The following is an 18,263-nucleotide window of genomic DNA, read 5'->3' as shown; positions in this document are numbered from 1 at the left end:
TTACCAGCAACAGCACAGGTCATAACCGTATCGTCTGTGAAAAAACAATCCTCCCGAAATAATGGAAAGTATTTCGTATTAATATTGTCCCATTCATAAACAGAACCTACATTGTCTCCAACTATTGCTCCTGGCATCCGTTTCCTCCTTATGGCATATCAGATTCATTACACATTTCCGATGAATCACTCTTTAAAAATGGAACCACCAAATCAATCCATTCTTGAGGCAGGTAAGCTGATAGATAGCCATGGTTATACCCCTTTGCTTCATACAGGATCGTATTAGGATGTAGCTGCTGAAATAATTTCGCCGATGCTTTCACACAGTTCAATTCTTTTTCACCATAGATATACAGAACCTGAGTCTTGCTAGCAGAAATCGTCTTCTTCAGCTTGTAACGCCCCATATAGGTTTTGTAAATGGTCACCAATGTTTTGATAGGTATCCTTGGCATATCCTCCAAATAATAAGCTTTTATTTCCTCTGGATAAGCCAGTTTAGGATAGAGTTTGTTCATCATGCTTAATTGAAGTTTGCAAGAAAATTTACTGAACATCAGTTTACCAAATAGAGCTACTAGAAAAATGCTGATTTTAGCTAACCTTGGTTGAGAAATACAGAGGCTTCCGTCTATGATGGCCTTCTCAGCTATCTCGCTGTCTAATGACAAAAGCTCCATGGCAATTTGACCACCGAGCGAAACACCACCGAGCGCAAACAATTTCCCACCACAATTTGCTTTGACATAGTCTAGGATCTCCAAAGCAGAATCTTCCGTAGAAACATAATCGAGTTGATATTCTTCGCCGTGGCCATTCAAAGTGGGTAGAATAACACGGTAGTCTTTTGATAATATCCGTGCTTGACGAAGATAATTCCACCAAGAACTGCCACCGCCATGTATCAGTAAGATAGGAGGCAAATTCTTATCACCAAATTCATGGAATTTCATATTTAAACTCCTTACTGTGAGACTTTCAATAGATACATCCTTGTCCAATCAGTTTAAACAAGCAGTGATGTCTCTTCAAATAGAAAGCTCTCTATAAAATCCTCTAAATAGCCAATCATTACTTTCAATAATGTATGTCCAGTACTAAAATTCAAGATATTTTTTCCTTACTAATTCTATTACTTGCTAATATTGTATAAATTAAATAAGCTATAAAAATGATAATAAAAGTAAGATTAATCTTCAACACAAAATAGAGATTTAACAAATTTGCGAACGCATGAAATAAAATACAATACCCCACAGATTTCGTTTGACGGTAAAGAAGCCCTAAAACAAAACTTAAAAATAACGTATATATAAAAAATAAAATAAAAGGAAATCCTTGATGACTTTCTCCTACTATAAACCATAAAGGCAGATGCCAAATCCCCCAAATTGATCCTACAATCAAATTAGATTGCCAATATGTATATTTTTTATCAAGTAAGGGTTGTAGTATACCTCTCCACCCTAATTCTTCATGTCCACCACCAAAAAATATTAATTGAATAAAGAATAGTGGCATCAGATAAATGGATACTTGATTTAATTCTAAGGAAGAAATAGAAAATAGTATCAAAATTGCTAACAAATGAATAATAAAATAAATACTACTATTTTCTTCCTTACTAAATACAAAATGTTTAAATTTTATATTATTCCTTTTCAAATAAAAGCCACTTGCAATAGCTGGTCCAAGTGCACCTACTATATGTAATGTTCTACCTATAATCGTTTCTAATCCAAAAATATGTGATTGAGTAAAGATGGCAAGAAGCCCCCAAGATATATAAGTAATTCCAAATGTAATATAAAGATAATTTTTTAAATTCCTTTTATCAATTTCTGTCATTTTATCTCCATATCTTGATTATTTTACAAATAACATTTTTTACTGCTTCTTAGTTAGTTTCGCTATATAACTACCTATATTCTATCACAAAAACATAAAAAAGCCTTACATTCAAGGCTTTTCATATTCCCTTTCGTTCAAAGGTTTTAAGATTTTATCAGCAAAGCTACACATTTAGCGATTCGAACTTACCGTATCATTTCGTCGTAAACTCCTTACTCTACGACAGCTATACCTCAGGGCACCTTCTCGACCTTCGGTCTCACCTTGTCGCATGGGCAGATCGTCTGCTTCTACTTCTCTGATGCCTCAGCTCGTACAAGCAGTGATACCGCCTCAACATGGTGCATTTGTGGACTCAAAAGGTTCGGGGAACCTTTTGAGGATTATCTGCATTTTACCAACAAGCTTACTGCCTCAATATGTGGTGCTAGCAAACTTCTATATTAAAGAACGAAAGTATGTAAAAGTGATTTTGGAATAATACTATAGAACGGAACTATTAAAATTTATTTAGTAAGGAAATCCCCTAACTCACTGACCAATCCTTGCTTTATAGAACAGAAATCAATACTCTGAACTTTCGTCGCACGTAATGTAATTTTTTCTGCAGTAGTATAAAAATCTAATTCATCTTGAGTGAAGAAATCTAGTGCATCATATCGACGTATAGGTATAAGTTTTTCATTATAATAAACCAGGATTTTAATCGGATTGACTCGTAATACCTCAGCCACCCCAGAATCCGCAGTTGCGAAATAATGGAGATAAATCACATCTGAGTTTTCAATACAATTGAATAAAGTACTTTGTTCCAATAGTCTTATATGAAAAATATCCCATGCTGTATTATGTATTTTATCAATTAACTTCTTAGCCCCTAGCTGCAACTTTTTGAATATTTCTTGAACAGCACTATCATTTTTCAAAAAAAGTATTAATAAAGTCATTTCCAATTCTAAAAATACGCATAAATCCTCAAAACAATAGCGTTTAAACTCAGCGACTTTAGCTTTTGTAGAAAGATTTTTTGTATTTTTCAAAATGAATGCTTTCAATATATAGCAACACACTGCCTCGTACTGTTGTATCACCTCATCATTGCTTAGGTAGTTTTCTGCATCTTCCCAGATTTCTTTCATCCAAATATATTTATCTGGTTTTAGAGTCTGAGGCATATTAGATTGAAATACTTCAAAATTAGTGCTATCAAAATAAACATAACTTTCAATCATTTTGGCTAATAATTCACGATTTATTGGGGTGGTATATCTTTCCATTAAAGCATTTGAAATATTATTTGTTAGACGCAACGATTTAATCTCGTGTAAAAATTTAATTAAATTCTCCTTATCTGGGACATTTCTTCCTCTATATAAATCATGTATGTAGGTAAAAATGTTTAAGTCATAATTGACAATTCTGGCAACGGGTAAGAAATTATCCTTATCATTCACAGTATTTTTATCAATAACCCAAATTTTTTGGTAATCTCCCAAACCAATCAGATTAAACTTTCCATAGCTAAATGATTTGCCTATATTACTAAAATTTGACTTTTCTTCATCAAATAGAAAAACTCTACACTCATGAAGGTTCCATCTATTGAAAACTTCTATTTTCTGTATGGTCGTTTCACACTTAACTAGTTCCTGAATAAAAGGATATATTTCAAGCATAGGTGTTTAACCTCCAAAAATACTTAGTTGTCTTGTTCATAACCAATAACTTCTTTCCAATAATCATACTCATCACAAATATACAACATTGCATTAAATAACTTCAAAAACTCTTGTTCTTCGATTTCTTTCTCCCACCGACCATGACTAATCATATGTCGATTTGGTTCATCAAGTGTAAATCTATTAGTATCTTTGAAGAAACTATACAGCCAATGCATCAGTCCTACATCGCTAAACGACTTATCAATAAATATATTATCAATTTCTTTAATCGCTCGGTGACCTACTGGTATTTTTTTCTCTAATGAAGTCATTTCTGAAATTCTATTTAGTGCACCATCAATTGCCAAACTTCCCAGAGTATATGCTGCATAAAAGTTTCGATTAAAGTAGCAATCAACCATTGATTTTACAAGAGGAGCTGAATAACACGGCGAACTTTGTAAGTCAATAATAAAATCCTCATTTTTTAGTTTATCCCTAAGCAGCTCTAACCATTCGTCCTCCAAGGTATTCCATTCCTCAGCAAGTAAACGTTGATAAACATTTCTATCACGAAAATAAATAACCCATCCATTTTCTGCCAGCAGTTGAACTCGAGAAATAATCTGCTCAATTTCTTCTTTTGTATAAACCGAAGGCAGTGATTTTAAAAGTTCATTGATGCCACTAAAAAACTTTGAATAATCAATTTGATAGCTAGCAATTAAATTTTTTGCAGAATCTGCAATGTTTTGAATTGCTTGCAAGTGTGTACTTGATAACGTTTTATTGTACGACGCAACCACTTCTGACATGACATTAATAGCGCTTTTTTCCACTTGAATTAATGAAGGCAGACTTACTAAAGGAGTCGTCAAATTAGCAAAATTTACTAATTTAGCTGAACTTAATACATTTGAAGTTGCAATTAATTCTGAAATAATGTTAGCATTTACAGTTGCTTGAAAGTTACTAAAGGTATCAGCCAAAACAGAAATAGATGTAGTATTTTGTCCCAATTTTATCTTCTCAGAGACGTTTGTTGAGCTGTCTAAGGGAATTTTTTTAGAGTCTATTTCAACTTTCTTCACTTTAATACTATCAGTCATTTCGTCCTCCCAAAACAGCTTATTCATATTGTTTATTATACCACTAAAACTACAAAAAGACCTTAACCATTAAGAAGTTCAACTCGAACAACCACTTTGATACTAATTTCTCCTGAACAATAAAAATTTTATTTTCATAAAATCTTACTATTTTGATTTATAGAAAGATTTTAGAATTTAACAAGCAGTGATAGTGACTAAACATAGTGCCAGAAATCTTCTAAATTATAGAACGAAAGTATATAATATACTGCCTTTTATTAAAGACCTATTTATAATAAATGTGTAAAATGATTTATTAATAGTTTATATCTGTGCCTAGAATCAAAGTAAGGATAGGAAGCAGCTTTTTCCCTCTTATTCCACTCTGCAATTTTATCCCTTAGATTAGCTACAGATTTATGTAATCTCTTATTTGGAGACTGGTTTAGATTTGAAACTGTTTCAATAATACGCTCTATTTTATCGTCCTCTATAAATGATAATGAACTTCTTATACTAGTTGTATCAAGTTTAACAGTATCTTCTTTTTTATCTTCCGTACTATCTTCTTTATGTTTAGCAACTTTAATTCTACTGTTTTTTAAACTTTTTCTATCAATATGAACCTCATTTACATCATTTTGTGGTAATGGAACGATAAGTTCACTTAAGTCTTGTCCAGTATTCTTACGATACCAATAACTATCCTTTGGAATTGGGATTTCAAATTCTTTACATTTCTTGAGTAAGTCAGAATAACTTAAATCATATTTCAACGAAACTTGTTTCGCACTTATCTCCCAGATTTCTTCATAGAGTTCTTCTCTAGAAAAGGTCTTTATCATCTTCATTTGAAACACCTTTGCCCTTATACTTTACATCACTGTTTTTATATTTACCAAGCGAAAACGCAAATTCAAAAACTTCTAATTCTTCACTTCTGCATTTTCGCTTAATATAAAAAGTAAATCTTGTTTTAAACCGTTAAATTCCTCTATAATTTTATCTAAACTGGCTTCAATATTTTCAACACGGATCTCTGATAGTTTACCGTGATTGTATGAAATCATTCTTTCGGCGATAATATGATATGACCAGCTCTCAGTAAAACGTCTGTCTCTTTCTTCGTTATGAATAGCAAAACCAATTGGAAGAAGATTGTTTCTAAGACCTATAGCAACTGCCTGTGAACTTATACCTAAATAATCACTAGCAATTTTTAATGTGATTTTATTTAATTTTCTAATATCTTCGTCGGTATATTTCGGCATGTTAGTACTCCTTTGTTATAATACAAAATGCAATATCATCTATGTAAAAATATCTTGATAGAATGCTGTATAGTCCTTTCCTTAACTATAAAAATAATATGTGGCACATAGTACTCCGAAGGCTAATAATCTATTCAATTAAAATTTACTATCAATCAAAACTAATCTCCTCGGATTCATAGTTACGATGTTTTCTATGAATTCCAAAAATCTTTTTCGGTAAATTATCTTTTACTATTGTTCTTTACTTTTTCTGTAAGGTGAAACACACCATTTAAAAGTAAATCCATTAATTAGCTCCAGATTTAGATGTAAATAGTTATTTATTATCTAAGTCAAAACCAATCTGCCAAAATCCCATATCAAGTATTTTCATTTGAGGATATAGCATATCAGCAACAATAAAATTCTTTTGAACTGAATCTAACTGTTCTATGTTTTTTTCATAAAAATCTACTAGTTGTAAAATAGATTTAATGTTATAGGTTCCACTTGCAATCTTTCGTGATCTTATCCCAGAAACAAAATATCTATCATATGCCGGAACACAACCGAGTGTGCCCATCAGTATCTTTGTGATTAGTGTTTCTGATAAGTTGTTTTTTAGTGCTGAACCTCTCGCTTCACGCCTGATTTCATCATAATAACTAGCAATAAATTCATTAATTTCCTTTAGCAATTTTTGGTTAGTTTCATTTTTAAAATCTTTACATTCTATTCCTGCTAGAGAATCATATTTTTTGCTTAAGATTTCTCTTACTACAGGTATATGTACTCTATAATCCTTTTGTAATAGAAATGAAGAACCTCGATACATCCCCCAACTTGCTAAATAAAATGCAAGTTGTAAACTCAAGTAATCAAGATTCACATCATTCTCTTTTCGAGCTGTCATAAAATGTGAATAGCAATGTTCCCATGAACGATATCTATCATGTTCATCAGCTTTTAAATCGTTATAAAATTCAGTTGATGATTTAATAATCATATCGATTGTTTCCATAATTCCTGCTTTCCTAATCAACTTTCAAATATATAGCGTTTTCATTATTTTCTTAACCTATTATATCATTATTCAAAACAAAAAACTGCAACTTACTCGTTGCAGTTACACACAGATTTACTTCTGTTCCCTTTAGAAACTCATATTTTCATTTTCAGGCATAGTAAAAACATCGTTTTTTCAAAATAAGGTTTTACCATTTCTTTCCATCTAGCCTTGTTAAATTTGATTGAGTTTAAAGGAGATAGGCCATAATTTCCCAATGCATAACCAGCTGTCACTTTCTTAACTTCCGAGACCTGCTTATCAGAGTCAGTCTGTACTTTTGAAAGAGCGATGCTTGTTTCCACAGCTGTTTTTATTGTAGCTAGATTGACTTCCTTATCTGTGATAACTTGAACAGCTTCATGCTTAGCTACTTGGGCTACTTTATCTAATTCCTCGTTCTAAACGGCAAAGGTTAATTCTCCACTTGCCTGACCACTTAATTTGGCTTAGTTTATGTGTTCAGCACTATCAGCTGGCTTTGCTTGGATAAGATTGGTGGCAGGATTTTCAGTTCTCACAACCTCATCTGCATGAACAAGTTGTCAACCTAGACCAACAACTGCGATCATCAGTGTTCCAATCGCCACTGAACAAAATCAAGAGACTTGAATATAAAAAACGGGAGAACTGACGCATCAGTCCTCCCAGACATAAACAAGTATGTCACATTCCAATATACCTATGTTACTACAATTATTTTAACTATCTAAAAAATCTTTCAAAATTTCAAAAACTTCATTTCGATTCAACAAAATATCATCATTTTGAGGAATAGTTGATATCACAGACTCAAGTTCTATCACAAAACGGTGCATATCTGCTTTCACCGTGTCACTAGAGGTTATATTTGATAGCTTTTCACTCCCTACTAATAAAGCTGTTAAGCGCGTAATGTCGTTCAAATGTTTTTTAATGGCTTTACTTAAACCTTGAGTACCTGTGGCAGAGCGTTCTCTCATATCCAACCAAGCTTTAGCCTTGAAAATAATTAAACCACGATTACTCAATACCGAGTATCCCTGAATGGATTCTTTTTCATGCACTAATATATTATAATAATCCTTATCCAATAATAAGGCCGACAAACTAGCATCTTCATCAAAATGTAAGGGTGTTTCTCTCCCCTCCTTCTTTAATGGGTATTCTGGTAAAATACTAAATAGTTCAATCATAGAAGGAAACTCAGGTTTATTTGTTGTAAATCGAAATAGCTGTGCTTTTTCATCCTTCTGACTTCCTTGATATTCTCCCAATTCTAAAAAGTGATTCAAGGTATCATAAAATTCCTTATTTTTTAATTCATCAATGATTACCATATCATAATCTTTTGTTGTCCGACTTTTAAATCCTTGCGAATCCAGTATAATAGATGTTGCAGTCCCTCCAATCAAAACATAATAGTCTTGAAAATTCGCAAACATTTCTTGAAAAATAGCTTTCGTATTAGCTGACATCATCTTCTCCTAGATACTGTAATATATTATTTTTTAGTGCTTCAATCTCTTCCTCCACACGTGGATCATCATCATCTTTTAAGGTCAAATAAAGAGAAATAGGATCTACAAACTGTCTATCTTGATTTTCTTTAAAATCGTTCCAAAATTCAGATACAAAAGGGCGATATCGCCATATTTCTAATACCTTGCCTTCTAAAACATGCTGAGATAATGGCAAGGATAATTTATTGAATTGTCTCTGTGATATGACATAGCTACTATTTTCATACGATTCAGCTAAAAAAGTCAAATAAGATAAAGCATAAGTACCACCGTATAGAAGCCTAGAAGCAGATTTTATATTCTCTAGATCTACATTGGGCAATAAGAGCCGTTTTTTGATGGGATTAAATAAATAGGACTCTGATTTTAAGAATAATTCTTTCTTTGATGCTGTATAAGTGTAAAGTTTATTTGGCTTATTTAACCAATCTAAAGTTTTAAAAGTCCTCAAACATCTATAAATCGTTGAGTTTGGAAGCCCAGTTACCTGTGAAAGCATATCAACATCTACTTCTTTTTGACCTTTTGTCAATAAAAAGGCAATCCAAGTTAATTGTTCACTAGGTGTTAATTCTTTAGATGCTACAACATCATCATTAACATTCAATACTAATCCCAATGGAGGAAAAAAGAGATTTCCCTTGAAGTCTACAAAAGGAACTCTAGCTTGAAGGAGTTGTTTTTTTTCAATGTCAGATAGCTTTGAAAATACCAAAATAACGTCCATGCTAGCCTTTTCACCCATATTACGAGCTTGAGTAACAAATGAGTCTAAACTTCCTCTTCTCTTTTCTTTAATCAATAAAAATGACTCCTTATGAAACTTCATTTGAGCATATTGAAATCTTTTTTCAAAACTAATTGGTAAAGTTAAAGCTATTTTTTCAACACTTACATTAATATAAAACGATTGAAAAATAGAAATTATCTTTTGAACATTCATTGTTTTTCCTTTTTATCATTTTGTACGTATTTTATCATTTTAAATGATAAAATGCAAGTTTTTTGATAATAAAAATCGACTTACAAAAGATAAAAAAAGCGAGAACACTTATTAAAATGTTCTCGCTGAACTATTATATTTTATGACGTATCTATTTTTTGTCTACGCAGTCGACATCCAAACAGACGTTCACATCAATGTACTTTTTTTGAACCTTTTTTATGTCAAAATCACTATTTTCAATAAAGACAAAATGCTTGAAAAAGTGCTTAAAATAAAGGATTTTTACCCGTTGCTTCGTTGTAGCAACACTACACACTCCACATGCTGTATCTGTGGGACTCAAAAGGTTTGGGTGAACCTTTTGAGGATTAACTCGGTTTTACCAACAAGCACACACACTCAACATGTGGTAATATTCTGCTTTCATACTAATAAACAAAAGGCAATGAAAATCATTTTAAAATGATACTGTGGAACGGAAAGATTATCACCCCTTCCAAAAGAAACGACATCCATAACTCCACTTAAAATTACAATTGATAATTCTCTAACATTAATCATTTAATTATAAAATCGTTACTTTCAATAATGGATAAGCTGATCTAAAATTTAAAAGACTTTTCATTACTAATTCTATTACTAGCCAATATGGTATAAATTAAATGACCAATAAAAATGATGATAAAAATAACATAGCAGGCAGTCTTACAACTTACTACTTTTCATATGATAATTTACAAATTTCTTTCCAGCCACTCGATCTTTTTAAAATCCTTATTGTTATTGTGATCATTTCGATAGGAGTCTTGAGAAGAAGCTTTGTAAATACTTAAATACTGCTCCAGACTTGGAAGACGAAAAGTGATGCCTTCGATTTGAATAAGCTCTATATCCGATTCCGAAACTCCTGCAAAATCAGATAAGGAATCGATACTTCCAAATTCAACACTCACTCGATCCTTTTTGAATTCATGCTCATGAATATCTATTAAGACGTAGCCTAAGTCTTTCATTACTTTCATTATCTTGTCCCAGTCATAAATTCTGAGATGATCAGGTGCTTCCCAACCTCTAGGGTCACCAGGCACATGAATGTCAATGTCAGACGGCCCCCAATTTTCTTTCGTTCTAAACTCTAATCCCAAAGAACCCATCAGTGTCGGTGTAATTCCGACTTGGTTTAAATGGAAACAAATGGTTTTAAATTCTTCAAATAAGAGACTCATGTTTATTTTAAACCTTTCATATAAATGTTCGTTTACACTTTAGTTACCTAAATCAAGATTTAGATAATGAAAACTAGTCAATTTTCTCAATAATGTTTCCAAGTTTATTTAATACAAGACATGAATGATCATTTAGTGGAATTATGGGAACATTAACGAGTTCTTCAGCAGCACAGGGAGAAACACGCATAGCAAATCCTTTTCCAAAGCGATTGTAAGGATCACGATTGTCACTATTGATCCAACTACTAAACCGAGCACCGTAGCCCGCATCGGGATACATTTTTCCATATTTCTTCATGGCGTCAATAAAGTCATCTTTCTGACCACCATTCATGATTGCTTCTGCGACGGCGCAGGTCATAACAGTATCATCTGTGAAAAAATAATCCTCACGAAATATGGGAAAATCCTTCGTTTTAATATTGTTCCATTCGTAAACTGAACCTACAATGTCACCAATATTTGCTCCTAGCATGGTATTCCTCCTTACGAACTATTGGTTTAGACTGACATTTCTACTTGCCATACTCTTTTATTTTATCAGCATATTCGGTTAAAAGATTCTTTGAGTAAATTTTTTCATTTTTTGAATTTCTAACTTCTTTCCAAAGAATGGAAGCTACTTTTAGTTTATTCGAGTAGTTGCCACTATTTTCGTCTGCACAGAAATCCTTTAAAAATTGATTCCATTGACAAACCGAATGGTTATACTTGGCATAATCTGAATCTCCATAATAGACTTTTAGCATATCTTGGATTGTAAAACTCAAATCATTTTCTCTTTTTACTTTTCTCCAAGCAGTCGCCATATCGGCAGTAAACTTAAAGGGCGAAACATCTGTTAAATTTGAGAAATATTCTCTAAAGTGTGCATTAAAGGAGAATCCACATTCAAGCAAGGGCGTATTTAAGGTAAGGACTTCTACTCTTTTCTTTTTGTTTTTTACTGATGATTTTTTAATCAAAATCCCCTTAAAGTACTGCTCAATAATATCATTAAGTTCCTGTTTTGTCCCTCTATATTCAAGCCCTAATGACTTGCATATCTGTGAAAGTTCATCCCGATACCAATAGTATTTACTAAACTCATCAAAGGATACGATTTTATCAAACTCAGGTCTACTTTTTATCAAAAAAACACCTACTTCCTCAAAAACGATTTTGGATTACATCTTAAAAGATTGAAATTTTACTACCTTTGTAAGGAAGAAATAATCAAGATTTTAAACCAGATTTTCCATAAGATTAAAAATTTAACTTATGTGTTTACTTTTTTATAAATAAAGATATATAGGCTTACAGATAAACTTTAATCAATCTTATCAAGATCTTCTTCTATATTTTTTCCTTTCTTTATACTAACGTAAGAAATACCTCTTCGTATCGCACCTAGCAAATAAGTTAAATAATGATCCAACTCATTGTAGTATATATGACCTACTAAATTTTTTCCAACATAAAACCATTCAATATCATAATCATAATTCTGATTGTTCTAGTTCAGATATTCAAAATAATTCCATTCATCGTCCGTATAAGGTTTTTTGTGAGATTCAGGCTCTGACTCATAAGAGTAAGGAAAACTTATAGCTTATAAATGATTTGTAGTTCTGAAATTTCTTTTAATTTCCTTTTAATTTATTATCTGCACTAGTGTCAGACAAAATTTTTTCCCATTCTTCAAAAAGTTCTTTTCTCTCTTCGAATGACATTTCAGCTAAATCTGGAACATCTGATCCTATAACTTTCGCCGGCCCTGAGCTAGTCATTATATATCCAGGATTTCCCTCTACCTCTATAAGATTAAATTTGCTTCCACAAGATTTACAGTATATATCAGATAAGTCATGTGGCGATTTCCAATTGTTTATTCTACCGCACATGCAAGGCAATTCTATGGTTTGATCAGATTGTATTAATCCTTCCCTTATAAAAAAATAATACTCATTATTCCTTGTATTAACATACCCCATCAAATTTTTAATATATTCTTCTATTTCTTCAATGATTTTTTCACTATATTTTGTACAAAATATTGTTTCTAACGTTTTCGAAATAGATGCCATATATACTGTTACAAGAAATTTAATCATCGTTTCAATAATTTCATATTTTAATTCATTAAAATTTTCTGTGCTTAATAAGTATGGTCCTAGATTACTTCCAAAAACTATATCTGTTTGCTCTGCACTTGAAAAAAATGTCGAAATATAACCAATATGCGTAAATTCTGATGAAAACTTAAATAGATTCTTTAATTCGTCAATAAAATTCGTGTCTGATATTAATCCAATTTCTCCAAAAATAAAATCTAGTTTTTCTCCGAACGTCTTTTTAGAGCATTTGGTAATATTTGATTCAACTCCCCTTACTCTCTGATTATAGTTCAGATTATCAAACTCATCTAATGCATGTGTTATTTCTTCATTGAATAACGACTGACGAATAGATTTAGTTGCATACAATTCAAAGCTTTTTAATGATGTTAGTACATGAAAATTCATTTCTTTTTCATCTAATAGAATCATTTGGTAAGCATCAGATACCAAACTATCAAGTGTTTGTCTAGTAATCGTGACAAATTCGCTATAATCAATAAACTCCTTTTTCAAAAAATGAACATTCTTAACATCAATTCCAGTTATATCGTCTCCTTTAGATATTAAAGAGAATTTCTTTAATACTTCAATATCATTTAGTAGAATTCTAGGTATTATATCTCGAAAATAAAATTTTGAACTTGCATTAGTTTTAAATTCATCATTTACATTATCTGAAATCTTTATCTTATTTTCTATGTCTTTTTCAAGATGTATAATATTATTTATAAAATTATCAAGTAATTTATTTGCATAGTTTATATTATTATATAACACTTCGTAATTATTCAATGCAGCCGCACTTCTTTTTTCAGATAAATTTGTTGCAATACTTTTTATTACATCTTTCTCATTCATCATATAACTTTATCCTTTCCAAACAAATTCTAATTAGTCATTTTTTGATTTAAACTAACCTTATTCTCTCATTGATACCTTGTAAAAAAGCTATAACTGCTGCTCCAACCATCGGTATTCCGTATGGGCTTAACAAGAATCCTACTATCAATGCTTCTATACCTATTGAAAAATCCTTTTGAAACAATGATACGACTCCAACAACGACACACATAAGCATCAGCAAATACAATATTGTTGTTCCTACGGCAAGTAAAAATGTCAGAAATGCAGTGAGGATACTTAACACCAAGCTAATTGGAAACAAGATTATTTTTAATATCCATCTCATAAATACCCTCCATTTCTACTAAATCATTTTAAAATGCTTTAAAGCATCCATAATAGCTTCCTCTTTTTCCATTGTGCATTGTGAAATAACCTGTTTCTCTTTATTTTTGATTTATTATAATTCTCCCTTAATTCAATACCACACTTCTTTTTAATCTGTGCAATATAAAGTGTTGGAACTTTTAATCCAAATTTTTCTAATATATATATATATATATTCCTTGATTTTTGCATAAGTCGCTTTACTTTCAGCAGATGTCAAATCAAGCTCATCCAGCTTAATTTCAACATCTATATGCTAATCGACATCAAGTTTGGACAAAAGCGCTACCGCCTCAACATGGTGCGTTTGCGGGAAAAGATCAACCGGCTGTACTTTCTTCAATTCATAGCCCAACTCTTGGTAGAGTTTGATATCACGCGCCATGGTTGCGACGTTACAGGAGATATAGGCGATGCGTTCAGCTCCTGTTTGGGCGCTTGCTTTGATAAAGCTTTCTGTCAAGCCCTTGCGTGGTGGGTCAACCAGGATGGCAGTTGGTTGGATGCCTTCCTTGAGCCAATTCTTCATGGCATTTTCAGCTGTATCACAAACATAATGAGCATTGGTGATACCGTTCAACTCTGCATTCTTCTGGCTATTTTCTACTGCTTCTGGGATGACTTCGACACCATAAACTTCCTTGACATGCTTAGCAACTGACAAGCCAATGGTCCCAATTCCTGAATAGGCATCGATCACCACATCATCTTCACTTAACTCCGCAAAATCAATGGCTGTCTGATAAAGTTTCTCTGCCATTTCTGTATTGACCTGATAAAAGGCTGGTCCAGAGATTTGGAAATCATTTCCCAACATTTGGTCCGTAATGTAATCTTGACCATAGAGAACTCGCCATTCTTTCCCAAAAATAGCATTGGTATTCTGGTCATTGATATTTTGCATGACAGACACAATCTCTGGGAACTGCTTGATGACTTGTTCAATCAACTGTTCAACTCGGAAAATTTTAGGACGAGTGGTCACCAAAATGACCATAATTTCTCCAGAATGATGCCCACGACGAACGACAAGGTTACGAATCAAGCCAGACTGTTCCTTCTCATCATAGGGTTTTAAGTCATAACGACGGAGCAAATCACGTAAAGCCACAATAACCTGGTCAATCACTGGATCCTGGATATAAAAATCTTCAAGAGGCATAAGATTATGAGAATTCTTACGGAAGAAACCAGTCTCTAGGACACCATTAACGCGACGAACAGGAACCTGAGCCTTGTTACGATACTTGACAGGATTTTCCATGCCAAGAGTATCAGCAACCTCTATATCCGTGATTCCAGCAATCTTATAAAGACTGTCTTTTACTTGCTTGGTTTTAAACTTGAGTTGCTCTGGATAAGCTAGATGCCCCAAGTCGGCTATGCCTGAACGTAGGTAAGCCAAATCTAAGTCTTGATTACGATGTGGAGATTGCGTAAGGTATTCCTCGACTTTACCAAAGCCAATCTTCTTGTTGACTTTAAGGACTCGCATAAGGATTTTCTCAGTCGGTAGAGCACTCTCTACAAAAAAGACCAAGCCATCTACCTTGGCAACACCTGCTCCTTCATGGGTTAAATCGACAATCTCTACTTCTACAATATCATTTTTCTTTAACATATTTTTCACTTTCTATGTGCCGAAAAAAAGATGGCAACTGTTCTGTTACCATCTATTATACCATGAATTAACCTAAGCACCAAAACTCTTGAAAAAGTTTACAATTGCTTGCCAAATAGCACTGAGAATATTGCCACCATCCTCCAATGCTTTATTAGCATCAAAGTTAAGGTCAATATTGCTGAAACTATCACCTGCTTGCGCAACAATGCTTTGTTTCAAATCTTTTAGAGTCTTTGTGAAGTCTTCGTTATTCAGAATATCACTCTTTGAAAGATTAAAGGCAAAGTTGATGATGATATTGATCTGATTTCCTGTTATAACCTGATCTAGCTTATAATTTTTCAATGTATCTTCTACAATTTTACGAACATCATCTTCTGTAAGTTCACCCTTAGACTCTTTAGCCTTAGCAATAGCAGCCTTAATATCAGCAAGGGCTACGTTCAGTTTATTGGCATCAAAGCCTGATTTGTCCTTGTTTTCATCGTTAATGTCTGACAAGGCCTTGAGCTCTTCCTGAGCTAAGTCTTTATTTTCCTGAGGCAACTGAACACCATTAGACTCAAGGGAATAGTAAATACCTGCTAAAGCACTTTCCCCTGTTACAGGAATTGGTGCAGCAACAGTGATACGCGCGTGCTCTACACCCAAGGTAACAGCAGCATTACGGTACATGTCTTGAGTGACTTTTGTGATATTTTCAGGTGTTTCAATCTTGACTTCAAGTGGAGATTTTTCTCCTAATTTTTGAATTTTTGCTGATGAATAAAGTTGAAGACTAGAGTCATTTGCGACATTCATAATCTTTGAGTAGACATCTGGTGTCATAGTCTTCAAGTCTTTAGTATCTTTAGAGGCATCGTAGCCCAGTTTTTTAAGTGTTTGATTTTTTTGATCTTCCGTTAATGAAGAACCCAAGACGTACTCAGGTTGAACATAAGTTTCATCAATTACTTTTTGAACATCAGTGGCTGCTTGAGCGCTTTGCAAAGTTGCAATTGCTAAAAGAACAGCAGCACTAGTCAGAAAGAATTTCTTTCGCATGAGACGTTCCTCCTTTTCCACTCTAGCATATTAAAGTATCCTTAAAAAAAACTTATAAAAGCACCTAGAACTTCTAGATGCTTAAAACAAATTAAAAAATTTAATAATGTAGAGGTTTAGTTGAACCTGTCTAGAGTAATAATAGTTCCCACCATCTACATAAAGTTCTCCACCCTGAAAGATGGAAATTGGATTGATATAGCGATAGGTTTTCCCACTTGTATTTCCTAAAGTTGGCGCAACTGTATCTCTCGAATATTGCTTGGCTAGGGCAAGTGTATTTTCTTTCCCGTTTTGGGCGATAAAATCGATATAAGCTGGACCAAAGTTATAAGCCTGTACAGCAGTCCAAACATCTACTCCTTTTTTTTGCGCTAAATAAAGATTTTCAGTCAAGGTTTGAATTCCCTGACGAATACTACTCCTATTGTCAGAAATCGTATTTGTAGTACCGCTAGCAGACTCACTAGACTGCATGACGTCACTTTCTTTACCTTTTGTTTCGGTATAAATCATGGCCAAGACTAGTTCTTCATTTGCTGGCGTATCTTGCTCACTTAAAACTTCTCGTACCAAGGATTGATAAGTCATGACCTGCTTAACATCCTGATACATGTGAAAAAGTTTATAGCCAGTAAATAAGATAAGAACAAGTAGCAAGACCCTTCTTATAAATTTAAACATTATTTGCTTTGTATATCCTCGATGTTTTTGATTAAGATAGAGTAGGTTCCATTGTCATTTTGGATAAATTCGACCGACTCAGCATCTTGATAAATATTATTAGGAACAATTAACTCAATACCATTTGACAGGGAAAGTTTTTGGTTTTCAAATTTCTTTAATTGGCGACTAGCATCGATTTCATCAAACTGAACTGGCTCTGGTACTGCTTCCTTAACTTGATCAATAAAGCTAAGGCGTGCCGTCAGATTGTTGTCAAAAAGGTCATTGGCCAATTTTTCAGGAGACAATTCATTGCTTTCTTCAAGGTTGTTGAAAATAGCAGACTTGACCTTGGATTGAAATTGAAAATCATCTGTATTAAATGTTTCAGCAATTCTCTGAGCTGTTTTTTCCAGTTCCTTGATTGACTTCTTAGGTGAAATCTTTGGCTGAGCCTGAATCAGATTCTCAGAAAAATAGTTCAAAAAAGTTCCGTTATACTTGATTCGTTTCTCAATCAGGTGATATTTTCGGCTTTGAAGATTGACCACCAAAGCTTCGTCAGCCCCTGTACCAAATCCTGGTAGATTGTTTTGAGTCAGCTTGATTGGATTATCAACCTCTCCTCCAAGGTGAGTCAAGGTTTCTCGCAGGGCAATTCGCAAGAAAGCGAAATGCTCTACTCCTTCTTTAGAAAATTGCACAAACATCAAGTCATTGGTCTTGAGATTTTCAGAAATGCTAAACTCCTCTTTCCAGAGATTTGCTAGCGCCACCGATGTCTCCAACAAATCGTCTGTAATGTGATTGAAGAAGGGATTTTCTTCTTCGAAAATCCCAGTCTTAGCTTCATCTGAATACACACGTTCAATTTTCTTGCGCAGGTATTCTTCGATTTTTGGAGTGATATTGAGAAACTTATCCGCTAAAAACAACTCGGTATCATCCGGACTGAACTGATGGATAATAGCTTTCTTAATATAAATGTCCATAAAAATT

17 protein-coding genes and 5 pseudogenes are annotated in these 18,263 nt (G+C 33.2%); all 22 read right to left on the bottom strand.

The genetic code is table 11. The annotated features are described in order from the left end of the window. Positions 1-5 precede the first annotated feature (5 nt). Positions 6-137, bottom strand: a pseudogene (locus ADH90_RS10690) (ADP-ribosylglycohydrolase family protein); the annotation flags it as partial. A gap of 11 nt (positions 138-148) precedes the next feature. Further along, entirely contained in the window at positions 149-955 is an 807-nt protein-coding gene (locus ADH90_RS01050) for an alpha/beta fold hydrolase (RefSeq protein WP_049529586.1), read from the bottom strand. Positions 956-1,106: 151 nt separating this feature from the next. After that, the gene (locus tag ADH90_RS01045) at positions 1,107-1,850 is read right to left on the bottom strand and encodes a CPBP family intramembrane glutamic endopeptidase (protein WP_049529585.1); all 744 of its coding nucleotides are present in this window, start codon (positions 1,848-1,850) and stop codon (positions 1,107-1,109) included. Positions 1,851-2,359: 509 nt separating this feature from the next. Next, complete coding sequence (locus ADH90_RS01040) at positions 2,360-3,529, bottom strand: hypothetical protein (protein ID WP_049529584.1); 1,170 nt, start codon at positions 3,527-3,529, stop codon at positions 2,360-2,362. Positions 3,530-3,552: 23 nt separating this feature from the next. Further along, entirely contained in the window at positions 3,553-4,623 is a 1,071-nt protein-coding gene (locus ADH90_RS01035) for a hypothetical protein (protein WP_049529583.1), read from the bottom strand. A 272-nt stretch (positions 4,624-4,895) separates the two neighbouring features. Next, complete coding sequence (locus ADH90_RS01030; RefSeq protein WP_239681976.1) at positions 4,896-5,456, bottom strand: hypothetical protein; 561 nt, start codon at positions 5,454-5,456, stop codon at positions 4,896-4,898. Between the two features lie 75 nt (positions 5,457-5,531). Next, the gene (locus ADH90_RS01025; RefSeq protein WP_049529582.1) at positions 5,532-5,876 is read right to left on the bottom strand and encodes a hypothetical protein; all 345 of its coding nucleotides are present in this window, start codon (positions 5,874-5,876) and stop codon (positions 5,532-5,534) included. 319 nt (positions 5,877-6,195) lie between these two features. Next, positions 6,196-6,879 (bottom strand): hypothetical protein, encoded by a 684-nt coding sequence (locus ADH90_RS01020; protein WP_049529581.1) that lies wholly within the window; start codon positions 6,877-6,879, stop codon positions 6,196-6,198. Positions 6,880-7,019: 140 nt separating this feature from the next. Further along, positions 7,020-7,169, bottom strand: a pseudogene (locus ADH90_RS11055) (DUF4343 domain-containing protein); the annotation flags it as partial. 33 nt (positions 7,170-7,202) lie between these two features. Continuing rightward, a pseudogene (locus ADH90_RS11765) lies at positions 7,203-7,271 on the bottom strand (hypothetical protein); the annotation flags it as partial. A gap of 354 nt (positions 7,272-7,625) precedes the next feature. Beyond that, positions 7,626-7,886 carry a hypothetical protein gene (locus ADH90_RS11520; protein ID WP_049529624.1) on the bottom strand — a complete coding sequence of 87 codons (261 nt, stop codon included), beginning with the start codon at positions 7,884-7,886 and terminating at the stop codon, positions 7,626-7,628. A 30-nt stretch (positions 7,887-7,916) separates the two neighbouring features. After that, positions 7,917-8,381 (bottom strand): annotated as a pseudogene (locus tag ADH90_RS11515) (hypothetical protein); the annotation flags it as partial. Further along, on the bottom strand, positions 8,371-9,369 hold the full coding sequence (locus ADH90_RS01000) for a hypothetical protein (RefSeq protein WP_049529579.1): 999 nt from the start codon (positions 9,367-9,369) through the stop codon (positions 8,371-8,373). The gene ADH90_RS01000 and the pseudogene ADH90_RS11515, both read right to left, overlap by 11 nt. A 737-nt stretch (positions 9,370-10,106) precedes the next feature. Then, on the bottom strand, positions 10,107-10,598 hold the full coding sequence (locus tag ADH90_RS00995) for a nucleotidyltransferase (protein ID WP_049529578.1): 492 nt from the start codon (positions 10,596-10,598) through the stop codon (positions 10,107-10,109). A 73-nt stretch (positions 10,599-10,671) separates the two neighbouring features. Further along, complete coding sequence (locus ADH90_RS00990) at positions 10,672-11,076, bottom strand: ADP-ribosylglycohydrolase family protein (protein ID WP_414717258.1); 405 nt, start codon at positions 11,074-11,076, stop codon at positions 10,672-10,674. A gap of 40 nt (positions 11,077-11,116) precedes the next feature. Continuing rightward, positions 11,117-11,734: an SAP domain-containing protein gene (locus tag ADH90_RS00985; protein ID WP_049529577.1), complete on the bottom strand. Its 618-nt coding sequence runs from the start codon at positions 11,732-11,734 to the stop codon at positions 11,117-11,119. 489 nt (positions 11,735-12,223) lie between these two features. Then, positions 12,224-13,561: a hypothetical protein gene (locus tag ADH90_RS00980; RefSeq protein ID WP_049529576.1), complete on the bottom strand. Its 1,338-nt coding sequence runs from the start codon at positions 13,559-13,561 to the stop codon at positions 12,224-12,226. A 46-nt stretch (positions 13,562-13,607) separates the two neighbouring features. Next, positions 13,608-13,889 (bottom strand): CD1845 family protein, encoded by a 282-nt coding sequence (locus ADH90_RS00975; RefSeq protein ID WP_001267286.1) that lies wholly within the window; start codon positions 13,887-13,889, stop codon positions 13,608-13,610. 18 nt (positions 13,890-13,907) lie between these two features. After that, positions 13,908-15,551: pseudogene (gene rlmD / locus ADH90_RS00965) on the bottom strand (23S rRNA (uracil(1939)-C(5))-methyltransferase RlmD). A 72-nt stretch (positions 15,552-15,623) separates the two neighbouring features. Beyond that, positions 15,624-16,598 carry a DUF1002 domain-containing protein gene (locus tag ADH90_RS00960; protein ID WP_049529573.1) on the bottom strand — a complete coding sequence of 325 codons (975 nt, stop codon included), beginning with the start codon at positions 16,596-16,598 and terminating at the stop codon, positions 15,624-15,626. An 81-nt stretch (positions 16,599-16,679) separates the two neighbouring features. After that, the gene (locus ADH90_RS00955) at positions 16,680-17,282 is read right to left on the bottom strand and encodes a lysozyme family protein (RefSeq protein WP_049529572.1); all 603 of its coding nucleotides are present in this window, start codon (positions 17,280-17,282) and stop codon (positions 16,680-16,682) included. Next, positions 17,282-18,256, bottom strand: coding sequence for a nucleoid-associated protein (locus tag ADH90_RS00950; protein WP_049529571.1), 975 nt, complete (start codon positions 18,254-18,256; stop codon positions 17,282-17,284). The genes ADH90_RS00955 and ADH90_RS00950 overlap by 1 nt, the downstream gene beginning before the upstream one ends. Positions 18,257-18,263 lie beyond the last annotated feature (7 nt).

Origin of the sequence: Streptococcus pseudopneumoniae, from assembly GCF_001073085.1 — a bacterium.
Classification (GTDB): Bacteria; Bacillota; Bacilli; order Lactobacillales; family Streptococcaceae; genus Streptococcus; species Streptococcus pseudopneumoniae_M.
The sequence above is the reverse complement of the archived record's forward strand: the minus strand, read 5'-3'. Positions and strand labels throughout refer to the sequence as shown.

What these genes read in the sequence shown, in the direction of transcription:
- ADH90_RS01050 (WP_049529586.1), bottom strand. Translation starts at nt 955, where the DNA reads ATGAAATTCCATGAATTTGGTGATAAGAATTTGCCTCCTATCTTACTG.
- ADH90_RS01045 (WP_049529585.1), bottom strand. Translation starts at nt 1,850, where the DNA reads ATGACAGAAATTGATAAAAGGAATTTAAAAAATTATCTTTATATTACA.
- ADH90_RS01040 (WP_049529584.1), bottom strand. Translation starts at nt 3,529, where the DNA reads ATGCTTGAAATATATCCTTTTATTCAGGAACTAGTTAAGTGTGAAACG.
- ADH90_RS01035 (WP_049529583.1), bottom strand. Translation starts at nt 4,623, where the DNA reads ATGACTGATAGTATTAAAGTGAAGAAAGTTGAAATAGACTCTAAAAAA.
- ADH90_RS01030 (WP_239681976.1), bottom strand. Translation starts at nt 5,456, where the DNA reads ATGAAGATGATAAAGACCTTTTCTAGAGAAGAACTCTATGAAGAAATC.
- ADH90_RS01025 (WP_049529582.1), bottom strand. Translation starts at nt 5,876, where the DNA reads ATGCCGAAATATACCGACGAAGATATTAGAAAATTAAATAAAATCACA.
- ADH90_RS01020 (WP_049529581.1), bottom strand. Translation starts at nt 6,879, where the DNA reads ATGGAAACAATCGATATGATTATTAAATCATCAACTGAATTTTATAAC.
- ADH90_RS11520 (WP_049529624.1), bottom strand. Translation starts at nt 7,886, where the DNA reads ATGAGAGAACGCTCTGCCACAGGTACTCAAGGTTTAAGTAAAGCCATT.
- ADH90_RS01000 (WP_049529579.1), bottom strand. Translation starts at nt 9,369, where the DNA reads ATGAATGTTCAAAAGATAATTTCTATTTTTCAATCGTTTTATATTAAT.
- ADH90_RS00995 (WP_049529578.1), bottom strand. Translation starts at nt 10,598, where the DNA reads ATGAGTCTCTTATTTGAAGAATTTAAAACCATTTGTTTCCATTTAAAC.
- ADH90_RS00990 (WP_414717258.1), bottom strand. Translation starts at nt 11,076, where the DNA reads ATGCTAGGAGCAAATATTGGTGACATTGTAGGTTCAGTTTACGAATGG.
- ADH90_RS00980 (WP_049529576.1), bottom strand. Translation starts at nt 13,561, where the DNA reads ATGATGAATGAGAAAGATGTAATAAAAAGTATTGCAACAAATTTATCT.
- ADH90_RS00975 (WP_001267286.1), bottom strand. Translation starts at nt 13,889, where the DNA reads ATGAGATGGATATTAAAAATAATCTTGTTTCCAATTAGCTTGGTGTTA.
- ADH90_RS00960 (WP_049529573.1), bottom strand. Translation starts at nt 16,598, where the DNA reads ATGCGAAAGAAATTCTTTCTGACTAGTGCTGCTGTTCTTTTAGCAATT.
- ADH90_RS00955 (WP_049529572.1), bottom strand. Translation starts at nt 17,282, where the DNA reads ATGTTTAAATTTATAAGAAGGGTCTTGCTACTTGTTCTTATCTTATTT.
- ADH90_RS00950 (WP_049529571.1), bottom strand. Translation starts at nt 18,256, where the DNA reads ATGGACATTTATATTAAGAAAGCTATTATCCATCAGTTCAGTCCGGAT.